Source organism: Hymenobacter polaris (genome assembly GCF_012927305.1).
Taxonomy (GTDB): domain Bacteria; phylum Bacteroidota; class Bacteroidia; order Cytophagales; family Hymenobacteraceae; genus Hymenobacter; species Hymenobacter polaris.
Genome location: NZ_JABBGH010000001.1, coordinates 1,523,859 through 1,540,634, shown reverse-complemented (window position 1 = coordinate 1,540,634; position 16,776 = coordinate 1,523,859). Strand labels below are relative to the sequence as shown.

Here is a 16,776-nt window from a genome sequence, read left to right as displayed (position 1 = left end):
CTGGCCCCCGCCCGTCGCGCGCGCCGCTTGTAGGTAATCGTTCAACGACGGGCGGGAGCCAGCCCCGCCCCTATACCAGCTGCGAAAACGCTCTGGCAGCCCCGCGCCGCCACTAAACGGCGCTAGCGTCGCTTTTACTGCATCACCGACCGCGGCCGGTCGGCCACGGCTACGCCCCAGGTGGGGCTGGGCTTGGGGCCCATTTCCAGGACGAGCTTACCGCCCTGCTGCAGGTCCTGGAAGCGGAGGTAGGACTTGGGGTAGGGCTTGCCGTTGAGGGTGACGCGCTGGATGTATTTGTTGGCGGCGCTGTTGTTCTTGGCTTCGATGGCGAAGGTTTTGCCGCCACCCAGCGCGATGGTGGCTTGGTTGATGGAGGGGCTGCCGAAGATGAAGTTGCCGTTGGCCGGGTTGGGCTGGTAAAACCCTAGGGTCGAGAGCACGTGCCAGGCCGACATCTGCCCCACGTCCTCGTTGCCGATGATGCCGTCGGGCTTGGTGGTGTAGAAGTTGTCGGTGATGAAGCGCACCTTCTCGGCCGTTTTCCAGGGCTGGCCCACGTAGCTGTAGAGGTAGGTGATGTGGTGGCCCGGCTCGTTGCCGTGCGCATACATGCCAATAAGGCCCGAAATGTCGGGCGAAGCCTCGGCGCCCATATCGCCCTTCACCGTGAACAGCGAGTCGAGCTTCTGGCTGAAGCGCTTTTCGCCGCCCAGCAGGCCGATAAGTCCTTCCACGTCCTGCGGCACCAGCCAGGTGTACTGCCAGGCGTTGCCCTCCGTAAAGTCGCTTTTCATGTGCACCGACGAGAACGGGCTGAACGGCGTGCGCCACTCAGTTTGCGACACCCGGCCGCGCATAAAGCCCACGCGCTTGTCGAAGTAGTTCTGGTAGTTTTTGGCGCGCTTGCTGAAGTAGGCGTAGTCCTCTTTCTTGCCCATCTGCTTGGCCATCTGCGCAATGCACCAGTCGTCGATGGCGTATTCCAGGCCCTTCGACACGTTCTCGACCTCGCTGTCGGCCGGAATGAACCCTAGGGCCTTCACCGACTTCAAGCCGAACTCGTTGCCCATGGCGGTGGCCTTCACGGCCTCGTAAGCCAGGTTGGCGTCGAAGCCCTTGTAGCCCTTGAGGTAGGCATCGACCACCACCGGCACGGCGCTGTAGCCCACCATGCAGTTGGTTTCGTTGGCCATGAGGTGCCACACCGGCAGCTTGCCCTGCTGCTGGTAGATGGCCAGCATGGTGCTCACCATGTCGTTGACGCGCTTGGGCTGGAGCAGGGTAAACAGCGGGTGCGCCGCCCGGTAGGTATCCCAGAGCGAGAACGTAGTCAGGTTGGTGAAGCCGGGGTTGGTGTGCACTTTCTTATCGGTGCCCCAGTAGTCGCCGTTGTGGTCGTTGAAAATCGACGGGGCTACCATGGTGTGGTAGAGCGCCGTGTAGAAGGTCTTCATGCGGGCCGGGTCAGCCTGGATGCGCACCTTTTGCAGCTCCCGGTTCCAGGCCGCGTCGGCCTGGGCGGTGGTCTTGGCGAAGTTCCAGTGCGGCACTTCGGCGCGGATGTTGGCGATGGCGTTGGCGGTGCTGACGGGCGAGATGCCCACTTTCAGCTTCACCACCTCGCCCTCTTTGGTGGCGAAGGTGACGACACCTTTCAGCCGGTTGCCGGTGGCGGCGGGCGTGGTGTTGCCTAGGGTATCGGTTACCTGCACGCTGGTGAACTGGCGGATGGGCTTGGAAAGCACGGCCGCGAAGTACAGGCGCTGGTCTTTGGCCCAGCCCTTGGAGAAGCGGTAGCCCACCAAGGTGCTGTCGTTGAGCTTTTCGATGTGGGTGTCGGTGGCTAAATCCCAGCCGATGCCCTGCTGCAAGTCAAACACGAGGTGCGCCTGGTCAGACTTGGGGAAGGTGTATTGGTGGAAGCCCACCCGCTCGGTGGCCGTCAGCTCGGCCTTGATGTTGTAGCGCTTGAGGCGCACGCGGTAGTAGCCGGGTCGCACGCTTTCTTCCTTATGTGAAAACAGCGAAATAAAGCCTTTCTGCGGGTTTTTGGGCATGCCCTTCGTTACCCGCACCTCGCCGGTGGTGGGCATTACGGCCACGTCGCCCAGGTCGCCGATGCCGGTGCCGCTGAGGTGGGTGTGCGAGAAGCCCACGATGGTGGAGTCGGAGTAGTGGTAGCCCGAGCACCAGTCCCAGCCCTCGGAGCGGTTGACCGGCCCGAGCTGCACGCCGCCAAACGGGACGTTGGCCCCCACGAACACGTGGCCGTGAAACCCGGTACCGATGTAGGGGTCAACGTATTGCGTGAGCTGCGTGAGCTTGGCCGCCGGGGCCGGGCGCGGGGCCTTGCGCGGCGGGGTGCCGGCGCTGGCGGCCAGGGCCGCGAGGCCGCCAGCCAACACGGCTACCGGAAAGCGAAAAGGAGCAGAGCGAAACTTCATAAAACGCACGAAATCAACTGAAGCGAAGGGTGGGAGAGGTAAGCGGGCCGGTGGGGCCTAGGGTCGGATAAGCAGTAAAGGAGGAAATTAGTGCCGGAGCCAGCTGGCCGGCACGGGTTGCGGCGAACTGCCGTTGAGGCTGTATTTCAGTTGCAGTGAGTAGCCGCCGCCGCCCTCCACGAAGTCGAGCGCGAAGGGCTGCAAACCTTGGGCCAGGGCCACTTGGCCGCTTTTCTCGATAGCCGAGTGCAGGCCGCCGTTGTCCACCACCAGCCGGTCGGCGAGGCGCAGGATGCCGCCGTCGTCGCAGGTGAGGTAGAAGGTGTAGATGCCGGTGGTCGGCACGTCGAGGTAGCCGCGGAACTGCACTCCGAACTTGTCGGTCTCGGCCTGCTTGGGCACGGCCACGGCGTTTACCACGGCGCTGCCGGTGGCCGTAGCCTGCTGCATGGCGGCCGACTTGGGGAAGTAGCCGGTGAAGTAGGTGGCCGTCAGGCCGGCGGTGGTGGCCTGGTTGCGTACCGGCTCGGCGTAGCTCTGCTGCTTGTAATTGATGGTGTAGGTGTCGCCCTTCAGGCCCTCGGGCGTGTAGGCGGCCAGCTTGATGGTGGTGGACTGGCTGATGGGCAGCGGTTTGGCCAGCACCGGCGAGGTGGCCGTGGGCGCGCTACCGTCGGTGGTGTAGCGCAGCGTTAGGTTATCGAGCGGCTTCTGCGCGGCCAGCTGGGTGCTGGTGGTGAAGACGCTTTCCTCCACGAAGCCGCCTAGGTCGGGCACGCGGTAGTGGGCGCCCAGCTGCCCTAGGCGGGGGTAGTGCGCTTTGAGGCGCTGCTGGTAGGCCGCGAAGTCGGGCTTATTGGTCCAGACTACTTCGGCCAGCGCCGTCATGCGGGGCAGCACCATATAGTCGGCGCGGTTTTCGGTGGGCACCATCTCGGTCCATAGGTTGGCCTGGGCCCCTAGGATGGCCTTCGCGGTATCGGTGCCCAGCAGCGCCGGCGGGGTAGGCTGGAGCTGGTAGACCTGGGCGAGCGAGTTTTTATCGGGCAGGTAGTCGAAGTACAGCGGGTTGTTGGGGGTCATCACCACCTGGTTACCGTTGCGGGCGGCGCGCAGGGGCGCGTCGGGCACCCAGGTGCGCCAGTACATCACGGTGGCCGAGGCATCTACGCCGCCGTCGAGCACCTCGTCCCAGCCAATCATTTTCTTGCCCTTGCTCTGCAAAAACCGCTCGATGCGGCGCACGAAGTAGCTCTGTAGCCCATTCACGTCCTTGATGCCTTCCTTTTGCATCAGCGCGGTGCAGGCGCCGGCCTGGGCCCAGGTGGTTTTCTCCACTTCGTCGGCCCCGATGTGCACGTAGCGGCTCGGGAAGAGGGCGGCCACCTCGCTCAGCACGTTTTGGGCAAACTCGTAAGTGCCCTCGTTGCAGGGGCACAGCGGCACCGAAAACTCCTTGCCCCAGGTGGCGGTGCCCGTGCAGCTCAGGTCAGGGTAGGCGCGCAGGGCGGCCATCATGTGGCCGGGCATGTCGATTTCGGGGATGATTTCGATGTGCCGCGCCGCCGCGAAGGCGATAATATCCTTGAGCTGCTGCTGGGTGTAGAAGCCGCCGTACTCGGTGCGGCCGTTGCGCTGGCGCAGGTGCTTAGGGTCGAGGGTAAAATCGGGGTTGTCCTTTGACTTCTTGATGCAGGTCGAATCCTGGTTGTTGAGCGTGCGCCAGGCCCCTAGGGTGGTCAGCTCGGGGTATTTCTTGATTTCGATGCGCCAGCCTTGGTCGTCAGTCAGGTGCAGGTGCAGCTTGTTGAACTTGTAAAGCGCTAGGTAGTCGATATACCGCTTGAGATAGTCGACCGAAAAAAAGTGGCGCGACACGTCGAGGTGCATGCCGCGCCAGCTGTAGGCCGGCTGGTCCTGAATCTGCACGGCCGGCAGGCGCAGCGTAGCGGCGCGGCCCGGCTTCTCGATGGTGGGCGGCAGCAGCTGCCGCACCGTTTGCACCGCCCGGAACATGCCGGCCGGCTCCTTGGCCGCCAGCGTCACGCGCTGGGGCGTGATGGAGAGGCGGTAGCCCTCGGGCGCCGTGATGGCCGGGTCGTACACCAGCGCGATGCTGCCCGCCGTGGCCAGCTTGGCGGCCGGCAGCGGCTTGCCCAGGCCGTTGGCCAGCAGGTGCTGCAGCTGCTGGGCCTCCTGCGCAAACCGGCCCCCGGCCGGCAGCGCCAGGCGGGTAGCCCCCGTGACGGTGAAGCTGCCGCTACCCGGCACCAGCGAAGTCGGGTACGGAATCAGCGGGTAGGCCGTGCTGGCCGACTGCGCGTCCGCCACCCGCCCTAGGAGGAGCAATCCAAGTAAGCAAAGGAGCGGTTTGGCGAACATAGAGGGCTAAGAATTCTGAACTGAAAAACGTTTGTCATGCTCATCTAGCGTCCGCTTGCCGAAGCATCTCTCCTGGCAACATTGTTCGGTAGAGATGCTTCGGCAAGCGGACGCTAGATGAGCATGACGTTCTTTCAGAGTTACTTGTAAACACTATTACTTGCCTGATACAGGCACCAGCTGCTTCGTCACGTTCCAGCCTTCTACCGATACCACGGGGGCGGGCACGCCGGCCGTGGGCGTATAGTCGAGCGTCACGGTTTGGCTGCCGCCGGGCAGCACCGACACGTAGTTGTCGCTGTAGAACACTGGCAGGATGCGCTTTTGGGTGCTGGGGTTCACCAGGGCCACGCGGTTGAAGAAGGCCACCGGGGCGCCCGCGGGGTTGCTGAGCGTGACTTCCAGCTTGCCAGCGGCTACCTGCCGGGTAGTTACCCTAGGGCTCGCTTTGGCCATGCCTTTCAGGCCCGAGTACTCGCCCTTAGCATCGGGCAGCCAGTAGAAGTTATTGCTAATGACCTTCTTGTCGAAGTCTTGCAATTGCAGCGACAAGAACAGGCCCTGCTCCTTGCCCAGCCGCCGCACCAGCCCGTTGATGGGCAGGTAGCGTTTCGACGACGAGGGGTTAATCTCCACGATTACCTGCGTCACGGGCGTTTTCTTGCCGGCCATGTCGTAGGCATCCACCACCAGCATCATGTCGCGCTTCGTTTCGAAGTGGTTGTTGACGAGCGTTACCATGCTGTCCACGGGGTTGTACATCACGTGCAGGGGCTCGCTGCCGGTGCGCAGGCCGTAGAGGCAGGCGTTGGGGTCGAGGTAGTAGTCGTACATCTGGCCGCGCAGGGCGGTCCAGGGGTTCTGCGTTTTCCAGATGATGCTGCCCGTGTACCAGTCCCACATGTGCGAGCTAAAGCCTTCCATGAGCGCGCGGTACTGGTCGTAGTTCACGAGCTGCGCCTTCAGGCCGAAGTCGCGGATGTCCTTGGGCGCGCCGTAGGGCTGCAAATACTGCTCGTAGCCGATGTAGGTGTGGTAGGTCCACACCGAGTCTACCTGCTCGGTGGGGACATCACCTTTACTATTGGCGGTGCGCGGGCCTAGGTAGCGCGGCGGCACCAGGTTGGCGGGCAGCAGGAAGCGCTCCAGCGACTCCGCATCGCCCACGCCCACCGAGCCCACTTCCGAGTTGAAGGGGAAGGTGCGGTGCCCCCAGAACGTGCTAATCGGCTGAATACCATAGGGCCCGTCGCCGTTGCCGCCTAGGTTGTTGTACGACATGCTGTCGGCGTTGGAGAACGGAATAAACCAGCGCGTGCCGTCGAGGCGGGGCAGCAGCGTGTCCTGCATGGCCGCCAGGATGTCCTTGGGCGGCGTAATCTCGTTGCCGCCGCACCAGATGGCCAGCGAGGGGTAGTTGCGTACCAGCTTGATTTGGTCGGCCACCGAGTTCACAAACAGCCGGTGGTCGTTGGGGTATTTGCGGCGGGTGTACTGGTCCTCCAGCTTCATGGGGTCCACCCAGCGGCCGTTGCAGTCGCCGCTCATCCAAAAGTCCTGCATCACGAGCATGCCGTACTTGTCGCAGGCCTCGTAAAACTCGGGCCGCTCCACGAGCGCGCCGCCCCACACCCGAATCAGGTTCAGGTTCATGTCGCGGTGAAACCGGATTTCGGTATCGTAGCGCTCCTTGGTGAAGCGCAGCATGGCATCCGAGATAATCCAGTTGCCGCCCTTGATGAACAGCTTTTGGCCGTTCACCAGCACCTGCATGCTCTCGGTTTTGCTGTTCCACTGGTGCTGGATTTCGCGCACGCCCACCTGCATCGCTTCCTCATCCGACACAGTTTTGCCGCCCGTCAGGAATTGCACCTTGGCGGGGTAGAGGTTTTGCGGGCCGTAGCCGTTGGGCCACCACAGCTTGGGGTTTTGGAGCGTGAGAGTAGGCAGGCTCACTTGCTTGGTGCTGCGGGCGGGCACCGTCACGGCCTGCTTCACCAGCTGGCCCCCTAGGGTGTACTGCACCACGCCGGCCACCGGCTTGGCGGTTGGGTTTTCCAGCTCGGTCGTCACTTGCACGAGGGCCGGCGCCTGCGGGCCCTTGGGCTGGCGCACGCCGGGCACGCGGGTTATCACGTGCGGATTCTTGATGTTGATGGCCCGCGTCTTCTCAATCGTCACCTTGTCCCAGATGCCCGTGTTGCGGTCCCGGATGGGCCGAATCCAATCCCAGCCGGCGGTGTACTGCGTGCTCACGTTGCGGGCAATGGTGCCGTCGCCGCCCTGGCCGCCGTTGGGGTTGCCTACCGGGTCGGGCGGGTACACCACCACGGCCAGGCGGTTGCGGCTGCCCTTGGCCAGGTAGGGCGTGATGTTGTAGGCCTGCCGCAAGAACATGCCGTGGTGCGTCTGCCGGTTGAGCTTCTGCCCGTTCAAATACACCTCGCAACTGTAGTTCACGCCCCGCAAATGCAGCCACACCTGGCCATCGTCCGCGGCCGGCGCCTCCTGAAAATCCTTAACAAACCAGTAGGTGTAGTAGTCGCGCCCGGTTTTGTAGATATCCGGGATGCGCTCGTTGTTCATCCCGAAGAACGGGTCGGGCACCTGCTTATTCACCAGCTGAGTCGTGAGCACCGTGCCTGGCACCACGGCCGGTTGCCAGCCCCCCAGGGCATAGCCCGGCTGCGACAGCTGCGCACCCGTAGCTGTGACTTTGGCAATGGGCTGGCACTGCCAGCCGGTGTTTAGCTCATAGCGCTGCTGAGCGGCCAGCGGGTAGGCGCCGGCCAGGGCCAACAATAAAAGCAGGTAGCGAAATTTGAGCATTCGGAAAAGAAACCGGGGGTGGATGAGAGGAACGACAATAGGGGCGGCGGGCCGCGCCTGCTTCACGGCGCGGGCGCCTGGGGCGGGCTGGTCAGAGGCCGCTGCTTCAGGTGGCAAAGGGCGGCGGCACCCAGCACGGCCGCGTGGCGCAGGGCCGAGGGCGCCACCACCAGGCGCTCGGCCACGAGCGGAAATGGGAAGGCCCCCAGGCTCTCGTAGAGGCCCCCGCGAAAATACGCGAAGCCCTGGCTGACCGAGCCGCCCAGCAAAATGGCCTCCGGTGCCAGGGCGTACAAAATGATGTGCAGCGCCTGCCCCAGGTGCCGGCCAAACTCGGTGTACACGGCCAGGGCCTCCGCATCGCCTTGCGCGGCCCGCGCGTGCCACACGGCGCCCGGCTGCCCGGTGCGCTGCACGAAGAACTTGCCGCTGCAATAGTCCTCCAGCGTTTTGTCGAGGTATGGAATCATGCCAAACTCGCCCGCGCTGGCCAGCGTGCCCGCGTGCAGCTGGTGGTTGATGATGAGGCCCGCCCCTAGGCCCGTGCCCAGCGCCAAGCCCACCAAATTGGCGTAGGGCTGGCCCTGGCCGTACATTTTTTCGCCCACGGCAAAGGCGTTGGCGTCGTTGCTGAGGTACACCGGCTTGCCGAAGCAGTTAGCCAGGTGCTGCCGCAAGTGCACCTCGCGCCAGGCCGGAATGTTCTGCACATTGTGCACGATGCCGTTTGCCTCGTCTACTAGCCCCGGCACGCCAATGCCGATGCCCGCCACGTCGGCCGTTACCAGCGGGGCCAGCTGCTGCGCCAGCTCGCTCAAAATTTGCGCTTTGGGCGCGTTGGCCGAGGTTTCAAACCTGACTTCTTGCACCAGCTCGCCCGCCTGCACGATGCCGGCGTGCACCTTCGTGCCGCCAATGTCAACGCCCAGGTATTTGCTGCTGCTCATGGAGTGGTGCATGTGAGGCGGCCCTAGGGCCCGGCTAGTACTGATAGCGCACGAACGCCTCCATGGCCTCGTAGTTGGCCATGCCCAGGCGGTCGTACTGCTGGGCGGTTTCGCGGTTGCGGTGCTCGGCGCGCACCCAGAACTCGCGGGCGTCGTCGCCCGGAAACACTGGCGTATCCTTCTGGCTTTGGTGCTTGAAGATGGCGTTGCGCTTGCGCAGCACCTCCTGCGGCGACAGCGGCACGGCCATCTCAATCTCGTAGGGCTTAAACTCGTGCCAGGCCCCGCGGTACATCCACACCCAGCAGTCCTGCACCCAAGCCTCGGTTTGGCGCAGGCGGCGCAGCGACTCAATCACGATGTTGAAGCACACGATGTGCGTGCCGTTGGGGTCGGCAAAGTCGCCGGCCACGAACACCTGCTGCGGCTTCACCTGCTGCAAGAGCTTTATGGTCAGCTCGATGTCTGCATCCGTTACGGTGTTTTTGGCCGTCTTGCCCGACTCGTAGAACGGTAGGGCCTCGAAGTGAATGTGGCTGTCGGGCAGGCCGGCGTAGCGCGCCCCCGCAATGGCCTCACTCTTGCGAATAAAGCTCTTGACGTTGCGAATTTCCTGGCTGTCGGGCTGGTTGGGCAGCTTGTGCTTAATAAACTCCCGCATGTTCTCGTACACGCGCTGCAACTCGCTGGTATCCTTGCCCAGGCTGCGGTCGAAGTCGATGGCGAACTCCACGTAGCGCAGCACGTCGTCGTCCCACACGGCCGTATTGCCCGAGGTTTGGTACGCCACGTGCACGTCGTGGCCCTGGTCGATGAGGCGGATAAAGGTGCCGCCCATCGAAATTACGTCGTCGTCGGGGTGGGGCGAGAAAATAATGACGCGCTTCTTCTCAGGCAGGGCCCGCTCGGGGCGCTGCGAGTCGTCGGCGCCCGGCTTGCCCCCCGGCCAGCCCGTAATGGTGTGCTGCAGCTGGTTGAAGATGTGGATGTTGATGGTGTAGGCTGGGCCGCGCTCGGTCACCAGCTGGGCCATGCCGTTGGCATTGTAGTCCTCGTCGGTCAGCTTCAGAATGGGCTTCCCTAGGGTGTTCGAAAGCCAGATAACCGCCTTCTTGATGAGCTGCTCGTCCCACTCGCAGTCCTTCACCAGCCAGGGCTTGTCGAAGCGCGTCAGCTCGGCGGCGGCGTCTTCGTCCAGCACAAACTCCACGTTGTCGGCCAGCTGCAAGTAGGTGGCGGGCACCTCGCTCGATACCTCGCCCTCCACGGCCTTTTTGATGATGGGGGCCTTCTTGCCGCTCCAGGCCAGCAGAATAATCTCGTGGGCCTTGAAGATGGTGCCGATGCCCATGGTAATGGCCTTGGTGGGCACGTTCTCCTTGCCGCCAAAGTCGCGCGAGGCGTCGCGGCGCGTCAGGTCGTCGAGCGTCACCAGGCGCGTGCCCGAGTTAGGGGCCGAGCCCGGCTCGTTGAAGCCCACGTGGCCCGTGCGCCCAATGCCCAGGATTTGCAAGTCCAGCCCGCCGCATTCCTCAATCTGGCGCTCGTAGTTGAGGCAGAAGGCCGCCACCTCGTCGGGGGCCAGCGTGCCGTCGGGAATGTGAATATTGGCCCGCTCAATGTCGATGTGGTCGAACAGGTTTTCGTTCATGAACGTGACGTAGCTCTGCGGCGCGGTGGGCGGCATGGGGTAGTACTCGTCCAGGTTGAACGTCACCACGTTCTGAAAGCTCAGGTTTTCCTCGCGGTGCAGGCGCACCAGCTCGGCGTACACGCCCACCGGCGTGGCCCCGGTGGCCAGGCCCAGCACGGCCTGCTGGCCCAGCTGCTGCTTGCCCCGAATGAGGGCGGCAATGCGGGCGGCCACCTGCACCGAAGCCTCCCGCTGGTTGCGGTACACGGTTACGGGCAGCTTTTCAAAGCGCGTTTCCTCCAAGAGGTTTAGGCGGGTCATGACGGGGAGCGTAACGTTTTGCATGGCGGCGGCGCGTAGGGGTTGGCGAAAGGTCTAGGGTCTGTAAATCAAGGTAAAGCGGGCCTAGGCCAGCTCCAGGTAGCTTTCAAATATGTTTTCCATCACCGTGGCCACCGAGCCCAGAATGACGGCGCTGTTGCCCAGCTCCGACACCACGAGGCTGGTTTTTTCGCGCAGCTGGGCCATGCAGTAGGTGTTGATGGCCTGCTGAATGCTGGGCAGGATGAACTGCTTGGCCTGCGCCATGGCGCCCCCCAAAATGATGAGTTCGGGGTTGAATAGCTGAATCAGAATGGCGATGCCCTTGCCCAGGTTGGTGCCGGCTTCGGCCAGCGTGTTGATGGCAAACTGGTCGCCCTGGTGGGCGGCCTCGTACACTTGCTCGGGCTGCAAGTGTTCCACCGCCTGAGCGCTCAGCTCACTCAGCAGCGTGTTTTGCCCCGCCCGCAGGCCGGCCTTGGCAATGCGCACCACGGCGCTGCCCGAGGCTACTGTTTCGAGGCAGCCGCGCTTGCCGCAGGAGCATAGTGCTCCGCCCTCTACGAGCGGAATGTGCCCAAACTCGCCGGCAAAGCCCGAGGCCCCGCTGCGCAGCTTGCCGTCCAGTATCATGCCCATGCCAATGCCCCAGTCCATGGACAGCACCAGCGCGTCGCGCCGCCCGTGCGCCAGACCAAAGCGGTACTCGGCCAGGGCTGCGCTCTTGGCGTCGTTCTGCAAGAAAACCGGCTTGCCAAACTGCTCTTCCAGCAGCTGTTGCAGCGATTCCGGTTCCCCGTTTGTGCGCAGGTAGGTGTAGTTGTTGCCTTCCTTCGAATCAACCAGGCCGGGCATACTCAGGCCCACGCCCACCAGCTTTTTCAGCTCAATGCCCGACGCGGCCAGCAGCTCTTGCGCGCGCGCCACGATGGGCGCCAGCGCTTGCAGGTCCGCCGTAAGCTCAATGGCGAAGGTGTGCACCTCGTTGATAATATGGTTGTTATTATCAAAGATGGCCATCCGCGTCTTGAACTTCTCCACGTGGATGCTCAGCACGAACAGCGACCCGTCGCACAGCCCGTAAAGCTCCGGCTTGCGGCCCCCCAGGGACTTGCCGCGGCCCTGCTTCTCCACCAGTCCCTCGGCCACTAGCTCGCTGAGCATGGCGATGGAAGTGGGCGAGCTAATGTGGAAGCGGCTGCAAATGTCCGCGTTGGTCTTGGACCCCTTCACGTACAAGTGCTTCACTATCTTAAGCTTCTGCAAATGCTTGCGGCGCTCAACGTTGTTGAGCCGCGCCAGGTGAGTTTCCTCGGGGGCCAATAAGGAACTCATAGCATGGAGGCTTTATTTTTTGTAAATAAAGTAGCTTTTTTTGGTAAGAAAAAGCACTTCCATAAAAATTTAACAGAAGTCCGGTTAGAAAGCGCAAATAATAAGAGAACGCGCCAGCGGGCCACGTTTGCTTAGGTCCTAGTTAGCGCCTCCCGGTTTCAGTTACTGTGCCTGTAGCACCACGTGCTTGATGTTCTGGCGGTTGTAGGTGTAGGTGATGTGGACCCGGCCATCCTGCGCCTCGATAATGGCGGGGTAGCTGTATTCCTCGGTGGTGCCGTTTTCCAGCGTGGCCACGTCGTGCCAGGCTACCCCGTCGGTGGAGGCGGCCACGCGCAGCGTGCTGCGGCCGTTAAACCAGTCTTTGCCGGGCAGCGCGGGGTTGTACACCAGCAGCTGGGTACCACTTTTGAGCGTCACGGCATCGGTGCCGGAGTTCGGGTTGAGCAGGGACGTTGGCGAGAGCCGGCCCCAGCTCGCGCCGCCATCCGGGGACCAGGCCTGCACGATGCGCCCCTGCTTGCTGCGGCACAGCAGCTGCAGGCGGTTGCCCGGATACGTCAGGATGCTGGGCTGAATCACGTCCAGCGGTGAGTCGTTGTCAACCGGCAGCACCTGCCACGTCTGCCCTAGGTCGGTGGACTTTTCCAGGTGGATTTTCCAGCGCCCATTGGCTTCCTCCACGCTCGAGGGGGCCAGGATGGTGCCGTTGGCCAGCTGCACCAGCTTGTTTTTGATGGGCCCCAGCACGCCCGGTGGCAACCGCCGCGCCGCCGACCACGTGCGGCCGCCGTCGGCCGAGCTTTTCACCAGGCCCCACCACTCCCTAGGGTTAGGCCCCACCTTATAAAACAAAAGCAAGTTGCCCCCGCGCACCTGAAACAAAACCGGGTTCCAGCTGGGGTAGCGCAGCGTGTCGTTCACCACCCCGTCGGCCACCCGCTGCGGCGCCGAAGCCCCGTGGGCATCCAAGCTGGCGAGCCAGATGGCAACGTCCGGCCGGCTTTCCTGCGAGCCGCCAAAGCAGGCCACCAGAAACTTATTCCGCGCCACTTCCACCAGCGTGGAGGCGTGGCACTGCCGAAACGGCGGCGCCGTAAAAAGCAGCTCCTGCTTGGCAATTACCCACGTGCGCTGGGCCCTGCCCGGCAGGGGCAGCCCTAGGCCAAGGGCAGCGAGTAAGAAGTATGCTTTCATAAAGCGGGCGCCAGATGAGCAGGGCGAGGAGGTAGTTACAGCAACATAGCGTGCTTAATGCCCTGAGCGGTGGACCCCACCCCCGGCCCCTCCCCTCCGGGAGAGGGGAGCCACGGCCGCGCAGTAAAGAGGTCGTCAGGCTCCCCTCTCCCGGAGGGGAGGGGCCGGGGGTGGGGTAAGCCCCTAGGGTCTTAACGCGCCACATTCTCCACGCCCTGCGCCACCTTAACCTGCGTCTTCAGCCGAATATCTTCCGACGAAGCCCCTAGGAAAAGCGTGAAGGTGCCCGGCTCGACCACCCACTTTAGGCTGCCGTTCAGCAGCATCAGGTCTTCGGCCGTTAGCTCGAAGGCCACTTCCCGCTGCTCACCGGCTTGCAGCGAGAGGCGCTGGAACTTCTTCAACTGCCTGGCCGGGGTAACCACCGAGCTGACGTCGTCGCTGAGGTAGAGCTGAGCTACTTCATCGCCCGCCCGCGGACTGGTATTCTTCACTTTGAAGCGCACGCTAACCCGCACCGCGCCCTGGCTTTCGGTGGCGCTGGCTTGCAAGTCGGAATACGCAAACTGGCTGTAGCTCAGGCCGTGGCCGAAGCTGTAGAGCGGTTTGTTGTCCATTTCGACGTAGCCGTGCGTGACGGGCCGCTTGGCGTTGTAATACACCGGCAGCTGGCCCACGCTTTTGGGCACCGAAATGGGCAGGCGGCCGGCGGGGTTGTAGTCGCCAAAGAGCACGTCAGCCACGGCGTGGCCGCCCTCCTGGCCGGGATACCAGGCATCGAGCAGGGCGGGCACGTGGGCGGCCGGCCAGTTCAGGTTGAGCGGGCGGCCTTTGACGAAAACCGCCACCACCGGCGTGCCGGTGGCCACCACGGCTTGCAGCAGCGCCAGCTGCTTACCTAGCAAATCGAGCGAGGCGCGGTCGTAGCCCTCGCCGCTCTCCATGTCGCTGATAACCTGCCCGCCTGCGGCGGCCGTCACGGTGGCCGCGCCCGTGCTTTGGTACTCGGTTTTGAAGTCGCGGGCGCTGGAGCCCCCTAGGACGACCACGGCCACTTGCGCGCCGCGGGCGGCGGCCACGGCCTCGGCAATATTGGCGCTGGCCGTGTCCCGAATGGCGCAGCCCTTGGCGTAAACAACCTGGGTAGTGGCCGGCACTTTGGCCCGAATGCCTTCGAGCACCGTCACCACGTTGCTTTCGGGCTGGGGCGCCGTGTAGTCGCCCAGCTGGTTGTACATATTATCGGCGTTGGGGCCGATTACGGCAATGCGCTGCAAGGTTTTGGTTAGCGGCAGCAGGTTGTTTTCGTTCTTGAGCAGCACGATGGACTCCTGCGCAACCTGCCGGGCCAGCTGCACGTGGGCCGGCGTGCGCACCAGCTTGGCAGCCTTGGCGGGGTCCACGTAAGGGTTTTCAAAGAGACCCATTTCAAATTTCACCCGCAGCACCCGGCCCACGGCGCGGTCGAGCACCTCGGGCGCCACTAGCTTTTGCTCAAGGGCGGCCAGCAGCTCCTTGTCGTAGCCGTAGCCGCTCAGGTCGTCGTCGAGGCCGGCGTTAAGGGCCAGCGCCGCCGCCTCGGGCGCGGTGGCGGCCACGTGGTGGTTGCCTGCCAGGCCCGAAATGCTGCCCAGGTCCGACACCGTGAAGCCCTGGAAGCCCCAGCGCTGGCGCAGCACGTCGGTCAGCAAAAATGAGTTGGCCGAGCACGGCACGCCGTCGATGGAGTTGTAGGCCGTCATCACCGACTGCGCCCCGGCCTGCACCGCCGCCCGAAAGGGTGGCAAGTAGCTCTGAAACAGCTCGCGCGGGCCCGTGCTGATGCTGCCGCCGTTGTGGCCGCCCTCGGGCACGCCGTAGGCCGTAAAGTGCTTGAGCGTAGACACTATGTTGCTGCCGCTCTTTAGGCTGGCGCCCTGAAAGCCCTGCACCATGGCCACGCCCATCTGGCTGTTGAGCACGGGGTCTTCGCCGTAGGTTTCCTCCACCCGCGACCAGCGCGGCTCGCGGGCCAGGTCCAGCACCGGGCCGTAGCCGATGTGCGCGCCCTGCACCCTAGCCTCGGTGGCAATGGCCGCCGCCATGCGCTGAATCAGGGCCGGGTCCCAGGTGCTGCTTTGCCCGATGGAGGTGGGGAAAACCGTGGTGCCGATGGCCATGTGGCCGTGCGGGCACTCCTCGGCCAGCAGCAGCGGAATGTGCAGCCGCGTGTGCTCCACGGCGTAGCGCTGCAGGGCGTTGGTGGCCTCGGCGGCTTGCCTAGGGTTGAGGCCCGTGCGCAGGGTTTTCTTGGTCCAGGGGTCGGCGCGCAGCGTGGCCCACAGCGCGCCGATGTGGCGCTCATCCACCACCTTTGTATACGCCGCGCTCGCGCTAACCCGCTGGCCGTCTTTCTGGTACATTTCCCACCCTAGGAGAGTCGAGAGCTGCCCCACCTTCTCCTCCGTCGTCATGCGGGCCAGTAGGTCCTGCACCCGGGCTTCGGTGGGGGCCTGGCGGTTTTGGTAAAGCGGCTGGCCTGGCTGGGCGCTGGCGGCGGTAGCGAGCAAGCCCAGTGCCAGCGCGAGATACGTAGTCATGCAAACGAAAGTAGGGGAGTAGTTTGAAACAATCAGGCTGGCCACGCCCGGCGCAGGAAGCGCAGCCAGTTGCCGTGCAGTAGGCCCTCGATGTCCGGGACCGAGTAGCCGCGCCGGGCCAGCAGGTCGGGTAGTTGTTGCAGGTCGGCAATGGTTTCCAGGTCGTAGGGACACTGCTCGCGGCCGAAGGCACCGTCGAGGTCGGTGCCCAGTCCCACGTGCTGGGCGCTGCCCGTCACCTGGCACACGTGGTCGATGTGGTCGAGCACCACCTCCAGGTTGCAGCGCATCCCTAGGGGCGTCGAGGCGCCGCGCACCCAGCCCGGCACCAGCATCCAGGCGTCGAGCGCGGCCCCCATCACGGCGCCGCGCGCGGCCAGCGCCCGCAGCTGCTCGTCGCTGTACTGGCGGTTGTGGGGCACCAGGGCCCGGCAGTTGTTATGGCTGGCCCACACGGGCCCGCCAAAGTGGTCGAGCGCCTCCCAAAAACTGTCGTCGCAGAGGTGCGTGGCATCCAGAATAATATTCAGGCGCTCCATCTCGCGCAGCAGCGCCCGGCCCTGGGGTCCTAGGCCGCCGGTGGCGTCGGTGCCCTGGGCGTAGCGGCCGGGTCCGTAGTGGGCGGGGCCCACGGCCCGCAGCCCATACCGGTGGGCCAGCGCCAAATGCTCCACAGTAATGAGCGAATCGGCCCCCTCCAGGCTCAGAATGTAGCCGACGGGCTTGCGGTCCCTAGGGCGGTCGTCGGCCCACTGGCTCAGGTGCTGCTCCAGGGTGGCGCGGTCGCGCACCTGGGTCATTTCGCCGGCGGCTTCCATGGCCCGGTACCAGGCTAGCTGGCCCTGGGTTTGGGCCCAGGCCTGGGCGGGCGAGTGCCAGCCCGGCAGGGGGTTGCCGGGCGCCACGTAGCGCGCAATCTGGGTGGCTACCACCAGCCCCACGTTGCCCCGGCGCAGCTCGGGCAGGCTCACCACGGCGCGGCCCCGGTCGGGCTTGTCGGTCAGGCCGGCTTCGCGCGCGTTGAGGGCCGCCACGGGCTGGGTCAGGTCGCGGTTCCACTCCAGGGCATTCATGCTCAGGTCGAGGTGGGCGTCTACAATCAGCAT

9 protein-coding genes are annotated in these 16,776 nt (G+C 64.2%); all 9 read right to left on the bottom strand.

Annotated features, from left to right (window positions below):
- Positions 1-134: 134 nt before the first annotated feature.
- The 9 genes from HHL22_RS06525 to HHL22_RS06485 all read right to left on the bottom strand — a co-directional run bounded on the left by HHL22_RS06525 (position 135) and on the right by HHL22_RS06485 (position 16,776).
- Positions 135-2,447, bottom strand: a complete 2,313-nt coding sequence (locus HHL22_RS06525) for a GH92 family glycosyl hydrolase (protein ID WP_169530127.1) — start codon at positions 2,445-2,447, stop codon at positions 135-137.
- A gap of 87 nt (positions 2,448-2,534) precedes the next feature.
- A complete protein-coding gene (locus HHL22_RS06520) occupies positions 2,535-4,829 on the bottom strand; it encodes a family 20 glycosylhydrolase (RefSeq protein WP_169530126.1) in 2,295 nt (764 codons plus the stop codon).
- A 156-nt stretch (positions 4,830-4,985) separates the two neighbouring features.
- A complete protein-coding gene (locus HHL22_RS06515; protein ID WP_169530125.1) occupies positions 4,986-7,658 on the bottom strand; it encodes a glycoside hydrolase family 2 protein in 2,673 nt (890 codons plus the stop codon).
- A gap of 62 nt (positions 7,659-7,720) precedes the next feature.
- On the bottom strand, positions 7,721-8,605 hold the full coding sequence (locus HHL22_RS06510; RefSeq protein WP_169530124.1) for an ROK family protein: 885 nt from the start codon (positions 8,603-8,605) through the stop codon (positions 7,721-7,723).
- Between the two features lie 34 nt (positions 8,606-8,639).
- Positions 8,640-10,559: a glucosamine-6-phosphate deaminase gene (nagB, locus tag HHL22_RS06505; protein WP_169530123.1), complete on the bottom strand. Its 1,920-nt coding sequence runs from the start codon at positions 10,557-10,559 to the stop codon at positions 8,640-8,642.
- An 84-nt stretch (positions 10,560-10,643) separates the two neighbouring features.
- Complete coding sequence (locus HHL22_RS06500) at positions 10,644-11,894, bottom strand: ROK family protein (RefSeq protein WP_169530122.1); 1,251 nt, start codon at positions 11,892-11,894, stop codon at positions 10,644-10,646.
- Positions 11,895-12,056: 162 nt separating this feature from the next.
- The gene (locus tag HHL22_RS06495) at positions 12,057-13,091 is read right to left on the bottom strand and encodes a sialidase family protein (RefSeq protein WP_169530121.1); all 1,035 of its coding nucleotides are present in this window, start codon (positions 13,089-13,091) and stop codon (positions 12,057-12,059) included.
- A 191-nt stretch (positions 13,092-13,282) separates the two neighbouring features.
- Positions 13,283-15,670 carry a glycoside hydrolase family 3 N-terminal domain-containing protein gene (locus HHL22_RS06490; protein WP_169530120.1) on the bottom strand — a complete coding sequence of 796 codons (2,388 nt, stop codon included), beginning with the start codon at positions 15,668-15,670 and terminating at the stop codon, positions 13,283-13,285.
- Between the two features lie 32 nt (positions 15,671-15,702).
- Positions 15,703-16,776: a dipeptidase gene (locus HHL22_RS06485; RefSeq protein ID WP_169530119.1), complete on the bottom strand. Its 1,074-nt coding sequence runs from the start codon at positions 16,774-16,776 to the stop codon at positions 15,703-15,705.